The sequence below is a fragment of the Litorivivens lipolytica genome (genome assembly GCF_014191715.1).
Lineage (GTDB): Bacteria > Pseudomonadota > Gammaproteobacteria > Pseudomonadales > Spongiibacteraceae > Litorivivens > Litorivivens lipolytica.
Window position 1 is genome coordinate 758,560 of sequence record NZ_JACHWY010000002.1, and the last position, 14,882, is coordinate 773,441.

15 protein-coding genes and 1 tRNA gene are annotated in these 14,882 nt (G+C 57.1%); 6 read left to right on the forward strand and 10 right to left on the reverse strand.

Going from position 1 to position 14,882, the window contains the following annotated elements; all coding sequences use genetic code 11:
* Positions 1-36: 36 nt before the first annotated feature.
* Positions 37-113 (reverse strand) — tRNA-Ile (locus tag FHR99_RS11815).
* A 138-nt stretch (positions 114-251) separates the two neighbouring features.
* Between FHR99_RS11815 and FHR99_RS11820 the strand changes: the two genes are divergently transcribed.
* Genes FHR99_RS11820 through FHR99_RS11830 form a run of 3 tightly spaced genes read left to right on the forward strand, consistent with a single transcriptional unit; the run spans position 252 to position 4,465 of the window.
* The gene (locus FHR99_RS11820) at positions 252-2,120 is read left to right on the forward strand and encodes a response regulator (RefSeq protein WP_183410877.1); all 1,869 of its coding nucleotides are present in this window, start codon (positions 252-254) and stop codon (positions 2,118-2,120) included.
* Positions 2,121-2,153: 33 nt separating this feature from the next.
* Complete coding sequence (locus FHR99_RS11825; protein WP_183410878.1) at positions 2,154-2,531, forward strand: response regulator; 378 nt, start codon at positions 2,154-2,156, stop codon at positions 2,529-2,531.
* Entirely contained in the window at positions 2,528-4,465 is a 1,938-nt protein-coding gene (locus FHR99_RS11830) for a hybrid sensor histidine kinase/response regulator (RefSeq protein WP_183410879.1), read from the forward strand. Before FHR99_RS11825 ends, FHR99_RS11830 begins: the two co-directional genes overlap by 4 nt.
* A 12-nt stretch (positions 4,466-4,477) precedes the next feature.
* On the opposite strand, the gene FHR99_RS11835 is transcribed toward FHR99_RS11830, so the two are convergent.
* The 5 genes from FHR99_RS11835 to rpsU form a co-directional block, all read right to left on the reverse strand.
* A complete protein-coding gene (locus tag FHR99_RS11835) occupies positions 4,478-4,951 on the reverse strand; it encodes an outer membrane protein assembly factor BamD (RefSeq protein WP_183410880.1) in 474 nt (157 codons plus the stop codon).
* 123 nt (positions 4,952-5,074) lie between these two features.
* Positions 5,075-6,871: an RNA polymerase sigma factor RpoD gene (gene rpoD, locus FHR99_RS11840; protein WP_183410881.1), complete on the reverse strand. Its 1,797-nt coding sequence runs from the start codon at positions 6,869-6,871 to the stop codon at positions 5,075-5,077.
* A gap of 238 nt (positions 6,872-7,109) precedes the next feature.
* Positions 7,110-8,909 (reverse strand): DNA primase, encoded by a 1,800-nt coding sequence (gene dnaG / locus FHR99_RS11845; protein ID WP_183410882.1) that lies wholly within the window; start codon positions 8,907-8,909, stop codon positions 7,110-7,112.
* 79 nt (positions 8,910-8,988) lie between these two features.
* A complete protein-coding gene (locus FHR99_RS11850; protein ID WP_183410883.1) occupies positions 8,989-9,441 on the reverse strand; it encodes a GatB/YqeY domain-containing protein in 453 nt (150 codons plus the stop codon).
* A gap of 14 nt (positions 9,442-9,455) precedes the next feature.
* Positions 9,456-9,671: a 30S ribosomal protein S21 gene (gene rpsU / locus FHR99_RS11855; RefSeq protein WP_183410884.1), complete on the reverse strand. Its 216-nt coding sequence runs from the start codon at positions 9,669-9,671 to the stop codon at positions 9,456-9,458.
* Between the two features lie 149 nt (positions 9,672-9,820).
* On the opposite strand from rpsU, the gene tsaD reads away from it, so the two are divergent.
* The 3 genes from tsaD to folK are packed head-to-tail and all read left to right on the forward strand — an operon-like array spanning position 9,821 to position 11,746.
* Complete coding sequence (gene tsaD, locus FHR99_RS11860) at positions 9,821-10,903, forward strand: tRNA (adenosine(37)-N6)-threonylcarbamoyltransferase complex transferase subunit TsaD (RefSeq protein WP_183410885.1); 1,083 nt, start codon at positions 9,821-9,823, stop codon at positions 10,901-10,903.
* Positions 10,904-10,905: 2 nt separating this feature from the next.
* A complete protein-coding gene (gene folB, locus FHR99_RS11865) occupies positions 10,906-11,262 on the forward strand; it encodes a dihydroneopterin aldolase (RefSeq protein ID WP_183410886.1) in 357 nt (118 codons plus the stop codon).
* Positions 11,255-11,746 carry a 2-amino-4-hydroxy-6-hydroxymethyldihydropteridine diphosphokinase gene (folK, locus tag FHR99_RS11870; RefSeq protein ID WP_183410887.1) on the forward strand — a complete coding sequence of 164 codons (492 nt, stop codon included), beginning with the start codon at positions 11,255-11,257 and terminating at the stop codon, positions 11,744-11,746. Before folB ends, folK begins: the two co-directional genes overlap by 8 nt.
* A 15-nt stretch (positions 11,747-11,761) precedes the next feature.
* Here folK and FHR99_RS11875 read toward each other — a convergent pair whose 3' ends face one another.
* Genes FHR99_RS11875 through apaG form a run of 4 tightly spaced genes read right to left on the reverse strand, consistent with a single transcriptional unit; the run spans position 11,762 to position 14,854 of the window.
* Positions 11,762-12,523 (reverse strand): pteridine reductase, encoded by a 762-nt coding sequence (locus FHR99_RS11875; RefSeq protein ID WP_183410888.1) that lies wholly within the window; start codon positions 12,521-12,523, stop codon positions 11,762-11,764.
* 9 nt (positions 12,524-12,532) lie between these two features.
* Positions 12,533-13,636: a tRNA nucleotidyltransferase/poly(A) polymerase-related protein gene (locus FHR99_RS11880; RefSeq protein WP_183410889.1), complete on the reverse strand. Its 1,104-nt coding sequence runs from the start codon at positions 13,634-13,636 to the stop codon at positions 12,533-12,535.
* The gene (locus tag FHR99_RS11885; RefSeq protein ID WP_183410890.1) at positions 13,633-14,454 is read right to left on the reverse strand and encodes a symmetrical bis(5'-nucleosyl)-tetraphosphatase; all 822 of its coding nucleotides are present in this window, start codon (positions 14,452-14,454) and stop codon (positions 13,633-13,635) included. Before FHR99_RS11885 ends, FHR99_RS11880 begins: the two co-directional genes overlap by 4 nt.
* Before the next feature lie 10 nt (positions 14,455-14,464).
* Positions 14,465-14,854 carry a Co2+/Mg2+ efflux protein ApaG gene (gene apaG / locus FHR99_RS11890; RefSeq protein ID WP_183410891.1) on the reverse strand — a complete coding sequence of 130 codons (390 nt, stop codon included), beginning with the start codon at positions 14,852-14,854 and terminating at the stop codon, positions 14,465-14,467.
* Between the last annotated feature and the right edge of the window lie 28 nt (positions 14,855-14,882).

The following is a 14,882-nucleotide window of genomic DNA, read 5'->3' on the forward strand; positions in this document are numbered from 1 at the left end:
TGAGTCGGATGCTCTAACCAGCTTTTGGAAAGGGATTGGTGGGCCCGGACAGACTTGAACTGTCGACCTGCCGATTATGAGTCGGATGCTCTAACCAACTGAGCTACGGGCCCGGCGTGGGAGAGTCGGGCATTGTATAGAGCCTCGCAGCTATCGTCCATAAGGCCTTGAAATTTAAGTCTCGTCACCCCGCTACATTACTGGGTATACTCCTAATCATGAGCCGATGACATAGCGGGAACGGAGCGGCGGTGGAGCACCCAATAACAAAAAATCAGCAGGACTTGTGCGCTGCACTGGGATCTGCCGTAGAGCTGATTATTCGTCACGCGACCGAGCTGACCCGCCTCTTTACTGACAAGCAGCAGCGCGAGCACAAAGAAGATGCGGAGCGGATTCTGGAGGCGGGGCGGGAACTACAGGTTTTTGTGGTTGATATGCTGGGGCTGCTGCAGAACGGTGAGAGTTTTGCGCCGCTAAGACACGATATCCGCAATACCGTGGGTTTGGTCAGCGGGTATGCCGAGATCCTTGAAGACGAGGTTTCCCACCAGCCGCCCTGTTTGGCTGAACTCCGTGGCATTCAGAAATCTACCAGTCGTTTTCTCAATAGTCTTGATGAACTCACGGCCCTTACCAGCGATGAGGAAAAGGCACCTTCGGTTGATGAGCTAATCAGCAGCCTGAGCACCACAGCCCGCAGTCGCAGTGAAGCCACACTGGGGCGCAAGGTACTGCTGGTGGACGACAACGACGACAACCGGGAGCTGGTCTGCCTGCAATTGAACCGTCTCGGTATCGAAGTTGCCGAAGCCCGAAACGGTCATGAAGCGCTGGCGGCGTTGGCAACCAAGTCCATCGATTTGGTGCTGCTTGATCTGATGCTGCCGGATATCAATGGCTATGATCTCCTCAAGCGCATTAAACAGGACAAGAACTGGCGTCATCTGGCGATCATCGTTATCAGCGGTGTGAAGGATGAGCAAAGCGCGCAACGCTGCCTTGAGGCCGGAGCCTCCGATTACATCGTCAAACCGGTCAACGCCACCCTGCTGCGGGCGCGGGTAAGTTCGCTGCTGGAACGCAAGGCGTGGGAGGACAAGGAATCGGCCTACCTGTCGAATCTTGAGGCCAGCTATGACTTTATCCGTAAAGTCTTCGGGCGCTATCTGTCAAACGATGTCATGCAGCGGCTGTTATACGACGGCGACGGCCTGAGTCTGGGGGGAGAGCGGCGTGAAGTCACCATTCTGCTGGCGGATATCCGCAGTTTCTCGGTGATCAGTCAGCAGCTCAGTCCGGAAGACTGTGTGCGCCTGTTGAATAATTATTTTGCGGTGATGACCGATATCATCATGTCCTATCAGGGCACGGTCGATGAGTTTATCGGCGATGGGATTCTCGCGATTTTCGGCGCGCCGCTGTCCGATGCCCTGCACAGCGACCATGCGGTTGCCTGTGCGCTGGCCATGCAACAGGCCATGCCCCACGTCAATGAATACAATGTTGAAAGCGGTCTGCCGGCGATTGATATCGGTATCGGCATCAACACCGGGCCGGTGGTGGTGGGCAATGTCGGCTCCGAATTGCGCACCAAATACGGGGTGGTGGGCCACCACGTAAACATTGCCTCGCGGATCGAATCCTGTACTGTCGGCGGCCAGGTGTTGGCGTCGGCAGATACCTTAGCGAGCATGCAGGCAACGCCGCAATGGCGTAAAACCCTTGAGGTGAATGTGAAGGGCAGCACAGAGCCGCTTCAGATTTACGACCTGACTGGCATTGGTGTGCCCTTCGATATTATTCTGCCCGAGCGCAACGCGCCGATGGTCTTTTTGACCGAGCCGGTCGCGATCTCGGTGCGCCTGATGCAAGGTGAGCGCTTGTCACAGAGCGCGGGTTTAGGGCGCGTTGTCGCGTTAAACGGCCGTGAGCTGCTGCTGGAGCTTGATCTCACGCTGTCCTCTCTGGAAGAGGTACAGTTAATGTTGCCGGAGGTCGGCGAAGAATCGCTGGCTTACGCCCGAGTGATGGGAGCTGATGAAGCGAATCGCTACCATGTCACGTTGACATCGAGTGTCGGCGTATTGCGAAACCTGCTTGAACAGCGTCTGGCCTGATAATTCTGATAGTTTCCCAACGGAGGTAACAGCTTGGCGACTATCCTCTTGGTTGAAGACAATGAAATGAACCGGGATATGCTGCGCCGCCGTCTGGAGAAACGCGGCTATACCGTGTTGATCGCAGAAGATGGTGCTCAGGCCCTGGAGTCTGCCTGCGCCGAGCTTCCCGATCTGATATTGCTGGATATGAGCCTGCCCGTGGTTGATGGCTGGACTGCTGCAGCCAATCTGAAGGCTGATGAGCGCACCCGCAGTATTCCTGTTATTGCCCTGACGGCGCACGCAATGGACGGTGATCGACAGAAAGCCATTGCTGCCGGTTGTGATGACTACGACACCAAACCGGTAGACCTCAAACGCCTGCTGGTGAAAATCGTTGCCCATCTGGGCGAGGAGGGTAGTGTATGAGTCTCAAGCGCCGTCTTGCCCTGTCTTTTGCCCTGCTGCTCGTGCTCGGGCTGGTCAATATCGTCACCCATACCTGGGGTAGCTCGGTTCGCTCCGAGCTGTTCAGTGAGCTGCAGGTCGTCATGCGCGATCAGGCTGGTGTGAGAGACCTTGAGCAAAAGCTGGATGCCATGCACAAGAAAGTGCGGGTGATTCAGACTTTGGTCGAGGCGGGTAACGCCCAGCCCGTCACTGAAGCCGAGGCCATCGAGCAAATCAACACTCTGAACACCATGCTGAGCCGTGCCGACATGTTGGCGCTCAGGGCTCAGGAAGTGCTGGATACTCCCATCGATTTTTCTGCAAGCCGTAACCTGCTGAATAACTGGAGCAACTACCTCAGCCAGTTTGCCGGGGGGCAAGCAGAGAGCGTTGTGCTGGAAGATACAACGCCGGTATTTCGCGCAGCGATGCAGTCGCTGGTTACCTATGAGCTGGCCTTGGTTGAGCGGTCATCGCGAATCAATGAAGAGCTAAACAGCGCGGTTGAAACGACCAACCGCATGACCACGCTGATCTTTCTCGCAACCCTGTTAGCAACGGTTCTGCTGGCCTGGCATATCGTTACCTTCACCTCGCGTTCCATTCGTGCTCTGCACCAGGGAACCCAGCAGTGGGGGAACGGTAACTTGGCGTATCAGGTTCCGCCGCTGGAAGGTGAGCTCGGCGAGCTGGCTGAGAACTTTAACCACATGGCGCGCAATCTGCGGGTTGCGATGAACGAGGTTAAGGCTGCCAGTGCACGGGCCGATGCAGCCAATCAGGCGAAAAGCAGCTTTCTCGCGAATATGAGCCACGAGCTGCGTACGCCGATGAATGCGATTATTGGCTACAGTGAAATGCTGATTGAAGAGGCTGGCGATGATCCCACACAGGAAGTAGGCGATTTTGTGCCTGACGTGGAAAAGGTGCTGTCGGCGGGCCAGCATCTGTTGGCACTGATTAATGATGTATTGGATATTTCCAAAATTGAAAGCGGAAAAATGACGGTGTTCCGCGAGGTGACGGATCTGTCACAACTGTTGAACGAAGTGATTGTCACCGTTCAGCCCATGATTGATAAAAACGGCAATAAGCTCAATTACACTAATGAACTCGCTGACTCTCGCACGGCGACAGACGTAACGCGGTTCCGCCAGATCGTGCTCAATTTGCTGAGCAATGCAGCCAAGTTTACCCGCGAGGGCGAGGTGAGTCTGACCGTTCGCGAAGCGATCCACGGTGGCGATGCCTTTATCGAGGTTGCGGTTCAGGATACCGGTATCGGTATGTCTGAGGAGCAGATGGCGCAGGTGTTTGAGGCCTTTATTCAGGCGGATCTCTCTACCACTAAAGAATATGGTGGCACCGGCCTCGGGCTGACAATATCGAAGAAATTCGCGGAGCTTCTCGGCGGCAGCATTGAAGTGGAGAGCGAGCTGGGTAAAGGCTCGTGTTTTACGCTGCGACTGCCAAAGTTGACTGAGGGCGCGGAGAAAGGCGTTGATCAAAGCAACGGTGGTCCGAGCCCGGAAACCGTTCAGGTTCTTATGGTGGACGATAATGCTGAAGCGCGCGATATCTGTTCGCGTCATCTGTCTCAGGCGGGTTATCGTGTGACTTGCGCCGAATCCGGTAGCAAGGCGTTGTCGCTACTCGATGAAGTAGAGCCCGATTTGATCCTGCTGGATGTCATGATGCCGGAGATGGATGGCTGGCAGTTTATCGAGGCCTTGCGACAGCGACCGGCGTCGGTCGACACGCCAGTGGTTATTCAGTCGATGGTGAATGAGCGGGAAATGGGTGATCTAATGAAAGTTAGCGCCTATCTCGTAAAACCGGTCGATAAACAGGCGCTCGTGACAACGATTAATCAGGTGTTGGGCATTGCTGCGGAAGAACTTTGTAGCGAGTAACGCTGGCGCAAATTACTCCAGAGACAGTTCGCGCAGTTTGGTGACTGTCTGCTCGAGCAGGCGATTTTCCGTTAGCGCCTTGCTCAGTTCGCGCTCGCATGCACTGGCTTCACTGGAAGCCCGACTGTTTTGGCGCGTGTTGTTGTAAGCGATCGTCAAAGCACGTTTCAGCATAGTGTGATCCGTGTTGTCGCCTTCCTTCAGTTTTGGCAGCAGTTTGCCAGCTGCGCTCAGGTTTTCCCCTCGACCACGCTCCAGGTGAATTAGCACGGCAAGCGCCAGCGCGTCTTGTTGTTCCGATTCAGCTGCGCCTTCGTCGCCATAAACTTTCTCGAGAACACCCAACGCCTCTTTCGGATTGCCCGTAAAGTAATATTGCAAGGCCATTTCCATCAGGGCTGTGGGTTCTTCGCCCTGTTGCGAGCGGATGGCGGCGCAGCCACTCAGCAGGGACACGATGACGATCAGTGAGAGAAATCGTTTCATGGGTTTTTAATTGCTCCGCTTTTTACGGCTTTTTTATCTTCAGTGCTCTGAAGTGTTAGTTGTCGCATTCGCTAGCGTTAAAAAAAAGGCCCGTTTCCGGGCCTTTTGCTGGCCTGGCTGGCCTTACTCGTCGAGGAAGCTGCGCAAGTGATCCGAACGAGTCGGATGACGCAGTTTGCGCAGGGCCTTGGCTTCAATCTGACGGATCCGCTCGCGGGTAACATCAAACTGCTTGCCGACTTCTTCCAGCGTGTGATCGGTATTCATATCAATGCCGAAGCGCATGCGCAGAACCTTAGCTTCTCGCGCAGTCAGACCCGCGAGTACATCACGGGTGGATTCACGCAGGCCTTCACCGGTTGCAGAATCTACGGGCGAGGAAATGGTGTTGTCCTCGATAAAATCGCCCAGATGCGAATCTTCGTCGTCGCCAATAGGCGTTTCCATGGAGATAGGCTCTTTGGCGATTTTTAGCACCTTGCGAACCTTGTCTTCCGGCATGTCCATGCGTTCGCCAAGTTCTTCTGGCGTCGGCTCGCGACCCATTTCCTGCAGCATTTGCCGGGAAATGCGGTTCAGCTTGTTGATGGTCTCAATCATGTGGACCGGAATACGGATAGTGCGGGCCTGGTCGGCAATGGAGCGGGTAATGGCCTGACGAATCCACCAGGTGGCGTAGGTTGAGAATTTGTAACCGCGGCGGTATTCGAATTTGTCGACCGCTTTCATCAAGCCGATGTTGCCTTCCTGAATCAGGTCCAGGAACTGCAGGCCGCGGTTGGTGTACTTTTTGGCGATGGAGATAACCAGACGCAGGTTGGCTTCTACCATTTCTTTTTTTGCGCGACGGGCGCGCGCTTCGCCGATGGACATGCGGCGATTGATTTCCTTGATGTCGGCGATGGTCAGGTCGTAACCAGCCTCTACCAGTGAGATCTTTTTCTGCAGCTTGATGATGTCTTCGCTGATTTTTTCCAGCTCAGGGTAAGCCTTGAAGTGACTCTTGAGCCAGTCGGTGTTGGTTTCGTTGCCCTGAAAATCGCGAATGAATACCTTGCGATCCATTTTGCCGTCAACAACACACATGCGCATGACTTCGCGTTCCAGCACGCGAATGTCGTTGAGCGTATTACGTACCGATGCGGTCAGCGGCTCGAAAATCTGCGGTGTCAGTTTCAGGTACTTGAAGGACTCGGCCAGCTTGGCCAGTTCCTTGGCAGTCTGCTTGCTGTAGCGACCGTGCTTGTCGACAGACTTGGCGACTGCATTCATGTGCTTGCGGATTTCACCGAAGCGGCGGGCGGCTTCTTCGGGATCCGGGCCTGAATCCGTGTTGTCGTCATCGTCGTCGCTGTTACTCGCGGCAGCGTTGGCAGCAGCGACTTCAGCCGGGGTTGGTACATCGTCGGCAGGGTCGAGATAGCCGCTGATAATGTCGGCCAGACGGCGCTCTTCGGTGGCGACTTTGTCGTATTCAGTCAATACGCTGTCAACGGCGCCGGGGAAGTAGGCAAGCGCTGACATTACTTCGCGAATGCCTTCCTCAATACGCTTGGCGATAACAATCTCGCCTTCACGGGTCAGCAGCTCGACGGTACCCATTTCGCGCATGTACATGCGCACCGGGTCGGTGGTGCGCCCGGCTTCTGATTCAACGGCAGCCAGTGCGGCGGCAGCTTCAGCAGCGGCGATATCATCTGGTGAATCGCTGCCGGCCATCAGCAGGGTGTCGGCGTCCGGCGCGTTCTCGAACACCTGAATACCCATGTCGTTGATCATCTGAATGATTTCTTCCACCTGATCCGGATCAGATATATCCTCCGGCAGGTGGTCATTCACTTCGGCATAGGTGATGTAGCCCTGTTCTTTGCCTTTGGCGATCAGGTGCTTGAGTCTGGATTGTCGCTGAGAGTTGCTCATTAGTCCTCGGTGCCCGTTATTTCGTGCTTGCTGGTACTGACTGCTTACGCTTGTGAACTACTTACACACGCTTACGTTATGCAATTTCGCGGCCATTCTCGGACTTATGTCGAAACTGCTGCTGCGCTTTGGCGATGGCAGCACGCACACGGCAAATAGCCGCGCATTATACCCGAACGACACGGCCACCCACTAGTGCGAATGCAGACTTTCTCTATGGGGCTGGCGACCCGGAAATTCAATCCCCTTGCGCCTTTTGCTGCATCAGGGCGCGCAGGTTTTCCTTGTCTTCGTCGCTTAAATCAGCGTAGTTGGCATTGCGCAGTTTGTCGACTGCGCCCTGAAAGGAGCGCTGGGCATTCTGCCGGCGCAAATGTTGCAGGCTTTCCTGCAGGGCGATCTGGGCTTTCTCCGCGTCGTAGCGCGGTTTGTCGAGGCTCAGGGCGAGAGTAAGCACTTCGCCTTCGGGCTGGCCCTGCCAGTGCCCTAGCAGCATGGCTGTGCTGGATTCAGGTCGCTTGCGCAGCAGCTCGAGCAGGCTGCTCAGGGTGGCTAGGTAGGGGTTGTCGGTTGTCGGCAGCGCTTCTTCAAACAAGGCCGCCGCGCTGCTGGGATGCAGGAGCACCAAGCTGATCATATACAGCACCGGATCGCGTTTTGACGCGGGTATTGGCGGTGCGCTGACTTTCTGTTTCGGTGGCGGCGCGGCTGGTTTGGTGTCTGCTTCGGCTTTGGGTGCCGGTGTGGTTTGCTCCAGAATATTTTGCAAGGCGCCTGAGCTGAGACCGGTGCGCTGCGACAGGGCGTCCATCATCAGTTCGCGGTACACGCCGCGCGGCAACAATTGGATCAACGGGGCGGCGAGCTTGCTCAGGCGAGCCTTGCCTTCCAGTGAGTCGGTGTTCAGCCCGCTACTGAGGGTGTTAAAAAAGTGCTCCTCCAGCGGTGTGGCCTTGAGTATCTGCTGCTCGAAGAGGGTGGTGCCGATGGCGCGCACCTGGGTGTCCGGGTCTTCGCCGTCGGGCATAAACAAAAAGCGCGCCTGACGGCCGTCTTCCATTAGCGGCAGTACGGTTTCCATGGCACGGCGAGCGGCCTTGCGTCCGGCCTCATCGCCGTCAAAGCAGAACACGACCTCCGGGCAGTAGCGAAACACCTTGCGCAAGTGGTCTTCGCTGGTGGCGGTGCCGAGGGTTGCGACCGCGTAGGGGATGCCGTGTTGGGCTAGCGCGACCACGTCCATGTAGCCTTCGACGATAACCAGTCGCTCGAGATTCCGGACGGCTTTGCGCGCCTGGTAGAGGCCGTAGAGTTCGCGGCCTTTGTGGAAAATATCGGTTTCCGGGGAGTTTAGGTACTTGGGTTTGTCGTCCCCGAGCACGCGGCCACCGAAGGCGATGGTCTGGCCGCGGTTATCCAGAATCGGGAACATAATGCGATCGCGGAAGCGGTCGTAAAGCTTGTTGTCGCCGCTGACCAGCATGCCCGCATCAATCAGTAATTGGCGCGATTCCTCATCGTCGCCTAAGGCCTTGAGCAGGTTGTCCCAGCCGGGTGGAGCAAAGCCGATCTGGAAAGCCTTGGCGATCTCGCCGGACAGGCCGCGTTTAATCAGGTAGTCGCGCGCCCTAATACTGTTGTCGTGTTGTTTGAGTTGGCGCTGGTAATACTGAGCGGCCTGTTCCATCAGGCTGTGGAGGTCTTTGCGGCGGCTGACTTTTTCCGGGTTTTCGACGCGTTCGCGCGGGACTTCGAGCCCGGCAACCGTGGCGAGGCTATCGATCGCCTGCGGAAACTCCAGTCGCTCGTACTCCATCAGGAAACCGATGGCGTTACCGCCGGCGCCACAGCCGAAGCAGTAGTAGAACTGCTTGTCCGGGTTGACGCTAAACGACGGTGTTTTTTCTTCGTGGAAGGGGCAGCGGGCGGTGTAGTTTTGACCGGTTTTTTTCAGGGGAACCCGGCGGTCTACCACTTCAACAATGTCGACGCGGGACAGCAGTTCGTCAATGAAATGTTGTGGGATCAAGCCCTTCATGGTGCCCGCAGTTGAGAGTTACCGGAGCCGCAGAGAATAGCACAGCGGGGCGTAATTGAGAGGGTGTGGGCGGTGCAGCTTACTGCAGTCGCGCCTTGATGCGCTGGCTGACCTGACCGACGTCGGCCCGGCCCTGAATCTGCGGTTTGACGATGGCCATTACCTGACCCATGGCCTTGATAGAATCCGCGCCGCTTTCGCTGATTGCAGCATCGATCAGGGCGTCAATTTCGTCGTCGCTTAGCGGTTGCGGCAGGAAGGTCTTGATAACCTCGATCTCGGCCTGTTCCTTGGCGGCGAGCTCGTCGCGGCCGGCCTCGGTAAACTGCTTGATCGAGTCACGGCGCTGCTTCACCATTTTATCAAGCACAGCAAGGCCGCGAGCATCATCGACTTCGATGCGCTCATCGACCTCTATACGCTTGAACTCGGCGAGTATCAGGCGGATGGCAGCCAGTCGTTCCTTGTCTCTGGCTTTCATGGCGGCCTTCATGGCCTCCGTGAGTTCAGCCTTCAAGGTTGTGTCTGCCATCGCGGGGAGAGAACTCAGTAGAGGCGCTGCTGTTTCTTCATTTCGCGTGACACCTTTTTGGCGTGACGCTTAACAGCGGCTGCAGCCTTGCGCTTGCGGACGGAAGTGGGCTTCTCGTAAAACTCGCGGCGACGGACTTCTGCCAGGACGCCAGCTTTCTCGCAGGAGCGCTTAAAACGTCGCAGGGCGATATCAAATGGTTCGTTGTCTTTGACTTTAACAAAAGGCATTCAAAGTACCTGTGTGGTTCGATCTGTTTCTGCTCCTCGCCAGCACCCGCTTGGTGTGGAAATTAGCAGTCCTTAAGGGCGGGGGATTCTAAACGCAGAGACCGCAAAAAGCAAAGCAAAACTGGTTCTTATGCCCCCGAGTCAGTAAGATGCGCGCATTCCATGGCCGCGAGGCCGATGAGCGGGAGATCGGAGTGGCAGTCAGACGGGTTTTGGGTATTGAAACGTCCTGTGACGAGACCGGTGTGGCGGTATATGACGCCGACCGGGGCTTGCTGGCGCATCGGCTCTATTCCCAGATTGCCCTTCACGAGAGTTTTGGCGGCGTTGTGCCCGAATTGGCCTCCCGCGATCATATTCGCAAACTGTCGCCGCTGGTGAAGGAAGTGCTCTCAGCCTCTGGCTCCAAAGCCGAGGATATAGACGCTGTGGCCTATACTCAGGGGCCCGGCTTGGTGGGCGCGCTGATGGTTGGCGCCTGCTTTGGCCGTGCGCTGGCCTACGGTTGGGGCGTGCCGGCCCTCGGTGTGCACCATATGGAAGGCCACCTGCTGGCGCCCATGCTGGAGTCTGACCGTCCCGAATTCCCCTTTATTGCCCTGTTGGTTTCCGGCGGTCATACCCAGTTGGTCAGGGTGAATGGTGTCGGCGATTACCATTTATTGGGTGAATCTTTGGATGACGCCGCGGGCGAGGCCTTCGACAAAGCCGCCAAGATGCTGGAGCTGGGCTACCCTGGTGGGCCAAAGCTCGCAGCCTTGGCGGGGCAGGGGAATCCCGATCGTTTTGATTTTCCGCGCCCGATGGTGAACCGGCCGGGGCTGGATTTCAGTTTCAGCGGCCTGAAAACCTATACCCTCAATACCGTGACCGCTTGCAAAGAGGCCGGTGAGCTGACCGAGCACGACAAGGCCGATATCGCCTGTGCCTTTCAGGATGCGGTGGTCAGCACGCTGGTCATTAAATGCCGCCGCGCTCTGCAGCAGGAATCCCTGAAACGCTTAGTGATTGCCGGTGGTGTCAGTGCCAATACCCAGCTGCGCGCGGCGCTGGGTGCTGAGCTGGACAAACTGGGCGGCCGCGTCTATTACCCGCGCCCGGAGTTCTGCACCGATAACGGGGCCATGATTGCCTACGCCGGTTTCTGCCGTTTGCGAGCGGGCTTGCATGATGATTTGGGGATCAAGGTGCGCCCGCGCTGGCCGATGACGGAACTGGAAGGGGTAGCTTGAATATGGACAAGATCCTGATTCGCGGCCTGAAAGTTCGAACCATCGTCGGTATTTTGCCTTGGGAGCGGAAAATTCCGCAGCTTCTGCTGCTCGATGTGGACTTGGCGACCGATATTCGCGCCGCAGCTGACAGTGAAGATATCAGCCAAACCGTTGACTACAGTGCCGTTGCCGAGCGCCTGACGCGCTTTATTCAGGAAAGCCAGTTTTTGCTGATTGAAACCCTGGCCGAACGCTGCGCCGCCTTGATTTTGGAGGAATTTGGCGTGCCGGAAGTGCGTTTTCTGGTCAGCAAGCCAGAAGCGGTTCCGGCAACGGATACGGTGTGCATCGAGATTACCCGGTCGCGCCATGCCTGAGGTGTATATCGGTATCGGCAGCAACGTAGATCGCGACCTGAATATTCGTCGTGGTCTGGAGGTGCTCGAGCAGGAGTTCGGGCGGCTCCGCTTGTCGCCGGTCTATCTCAGCGAGGCGATTGGCTTTGCCGGGGATGACTTCCTGAATCTGGTTGCGGCCTTTGACACCCAGCTGAGTGTTGCGGAGCTGAGTACCCGTCTCAGACAGATTGAGCGGGATCACGGGCGACCGGATCATGCGCCCAAATTCAGCGCCAGAGCGCTGGACTTGGATATTCTCTTGTACGGTGACGCCTGCGGCTTGGTCGACGGGATCGAACTGCCTCGTGGCGAAGTGCTCTACAACGCCTTTGTGCTCAAGCCGCTGGTGGATTTGGCTCCGGAGGGAGTGCATCCCGGCGAGGGTCAAACCTTTCATGCGCTGTGGCAGGCATTGTCGGCACGCACGGAGCAGCGCCTGACCCCTTACCCCCTCGAACTCTGATTTATTTTCGAAAGATCACTGAGAAAGAGTTCTACCGCCGTCAACGGCCAGTATCTGACCGGTAATATAAGGCGCATCGCACACCAGAAACGCAATGGTTCGGGCGATGTCATCGGGCTCGCCGATCCGGCGCAGTGCCACCCTCTGTTCGATATTCAATTTTTCCTGACTGACAAATGCTGATTCTTCGGTGGGCATCAGAATGGCGCCCGGTGCTACGCCATTCACCCTCACCGCCGGTGCCAGCTCCAGTGCCAGCGACTGGGTCAACATGGCGACACCGGCCTTTGCGCAGCAGTAGGCAGTGTGTTCCGCCAGCGGCCTTTGTGCGTAGATATCCACCAGATTGACTATGCAGCCATTGCGCGCGGCCAATTCCGAGGCGAGTGCTTGTGACAGAAACAGCGGTGCGCGCAGGTTGCTGGCCATCAGGCCATCGAAATCCTGCTCGGTAATGCGGCCAACCGGCGTCGGGTAAAAATCGGACGCGTTATTGATCAGGGCGTCGACCCGGCCAAAGGTGTTTATAGCTGCCTGTGCCAATGTTTCTGCTGCTCCGCTTTGGGCAAAATCGGCACTGAGAATTGCCGCAGAGTCCGCTCGCTGATTGTTCAGCTCGCCCGCCAATTCCTCGGCAGCATCCGTAGAGCGGCGGTAGTGAATCAGAATGCGGTAACCGCGCTGGTGCAGGGTCTTGGCAATCTGTCGGCCAATGCGTTGGGCGCCACCGGTAATCAGGGCGACGGGAGATTCGCTTCGCAGGGGAGAATCGCTCATGGTCTGGCTTTATCCCTTTGTCAGTGCGTTTTTTATGGCGTGCAGCCGCTGCTCGCGCAAGGCCTGGCCGAGCGCTTTGCCGCTGAAACCCTCGGCAATCAGCGCATCGCTAGTCACGGCTTGCATCGCAGCCGCTGCGCTTAATAGATGTTTGTAGTCTTGTCCGGTTCGCAAGGCTTCCACGGCGCAGAGTTGTTCGATTAATTCCGGGCGGCGCAGGACATCAGCTTTTTCCAGCAGCGCTTGCGCTGCCTCAGGTGAGCAGTCATCAACGTGGGGCAGTGGCAGTACGGTGGCGTATAACTGGGCCAAGTGTCCCGGCACCTTGGGCACGGTGAGTTCTGTGCACAGGCATTTAACGACCTTGTGCGACAAGCCAGAGGTCGACAGCGCAAAGCGACAGTCGACGGACAGCGCCGTACTGTGGCTGAGCAGATCCAGTAGCGATGGCTCAATGCTGTCGGCCCACTCGGGGAACAGGGTTGGCAATGCCTCGCAATCCTGCAGTGTGCTCAACATGACCTGAGGCGATTGTTCACCCAAGCCTTTTTGTATTTCCTGCCAGACACGCTCTTTGGCCAGTGTTGCAAGTTCACCGCTGCGGCTGAGCTGGCGCATCAAGGCCAGTGTTTCCTCGGCAATGGTAAAGCCCAGATAGTGATAGCGCGCCGCAAAGCGGGCGGTGCGCAAAACTCTGAGAGGATCTTCCGCAAAGGCCGGTGATACATGCCGCAGCAGGCGGGCCTCCAGATCGTGCTGCCCGCGATAGGGGTCGATAATATCGCCTTCGTCGGTCATGGCCATAGCGTTTACGGTCAGGTCGCGCCGTTGCAGATCTTCTTCCAGCGTGACATCCGGGTGCGCATCTATCTCAAAGCCGTGATAACCGCGCCCGCGCTTGCGTTCGGTACGGGCGAGGGCGTATTCCTCGTGAGTGCTGGGGTGGAGAAAAACCGGAAAATCCTTGCCCACCTGGGTAAAGCCGGCAGCAAGCATGGCTTGGGGGGTGCTGCCGACCACGACCCAGTCAACCTCTTTTACGTCGCGCTTGAGCAGGTAATCACGAACGGCGCCGCCGACCTTATAGCACTGAGCTCCGTCTGCAAGTTTCATTGGGCGGGTTCGCAGTGGCAGCGGTGGAATTCTCGACTATCCATATCAAGCAGAGTCATATAACGCCCCCACACACAGCCGGTATCCAGCGGGATATAACCGGGTTGATCCAGCTTGCCGTCGAGGGCAGCCCAGTGCCCGAACAATTGGGTTTCCCGGCGCGGGCTGGCGGTGGGCCAGGTGAACCAGGGCGCGTAGCCGTCCGGGATATCTTCTATCCGCCCCTTATATTTCAGGTTGAGTTCGCCATTTTGGCGGGTTACCCGCATGCGGGTGAAGGTATTGGTAATCATCCGCAGCCGATCAAAACCCTGCAGGCCGTCGTTCCAACAGGCGGGTTCGTTGCCATACATATTCTGCAGAAAAGCGTCGACCTGTTGATCTTCGCTCAGCACGGCCTGAAGTTCTGCACTGTAGCCCAGTGCGTCTTCCGTCGACCACTGGGAGGGTACACCTGCATGACTCATTAGATATTCGCCGCAGTTACTGCGCACGCACAGCGGTAATTCGCGAAACCAGTCCATGTAGGCGGGAAGTTGGGTGGAGCTGAGCAAAGATTCGAGGCTGGCATGGCGACCCTGCGTGGTTGCGCCGCGCGCGAGTGCCAGCGTATGCAGGTCGTGATTGCCGAGCACGACGGTTAGCGCATGGCGTATGGGGTAGAGAAAATCGAGAACTTCCAGCGAGTGGGGGCCGCGGTTGACCAGATCGCCCACCAGCCACAGTTCATCCTGAGAGGGGTTGAAGGCGACTTCCTCAAGCAGGCATTGCAGTGGTTCCAGGCAGCCCTGTAAGTCTCCTACGGCGTAACGGCCCATACGGTGCGCCTTAGTGCAGTGAAGAGGGTTCGACCAGCGAAAAGGCGCTGACAGGCGCGATAAAGGGGCGGCCGGATTCGCTGATCATTTCGTAGCTGCCTTCCATGGTGCCGACAGCGGTTTCGATTATGGTGCCGGAGGTATAGCTGAAGCTCTTGCCGGGCTCTATCAGGGGTTGTTTGCCGACAACCCCTTCGCCGCGAACTTCGGAAATGCGGTTGCGACCGTTGGTGATGATCCAGTGGCGATTCAGCAGACGCACTGCCTCGCGGCCGCTATTGGTGATCGTAATGGTGTAGGCGAAGGCGTAGCGGTCTTCGCCCGGCGCGGATTCGTCCGCGAGGTATTGGGTGGCGACTTGAATGTCTACCTGATCTTGGTCGTTTGCGGTGTGCGTCATAGATCCTCAGTGTGCTGGCCCGATTCAG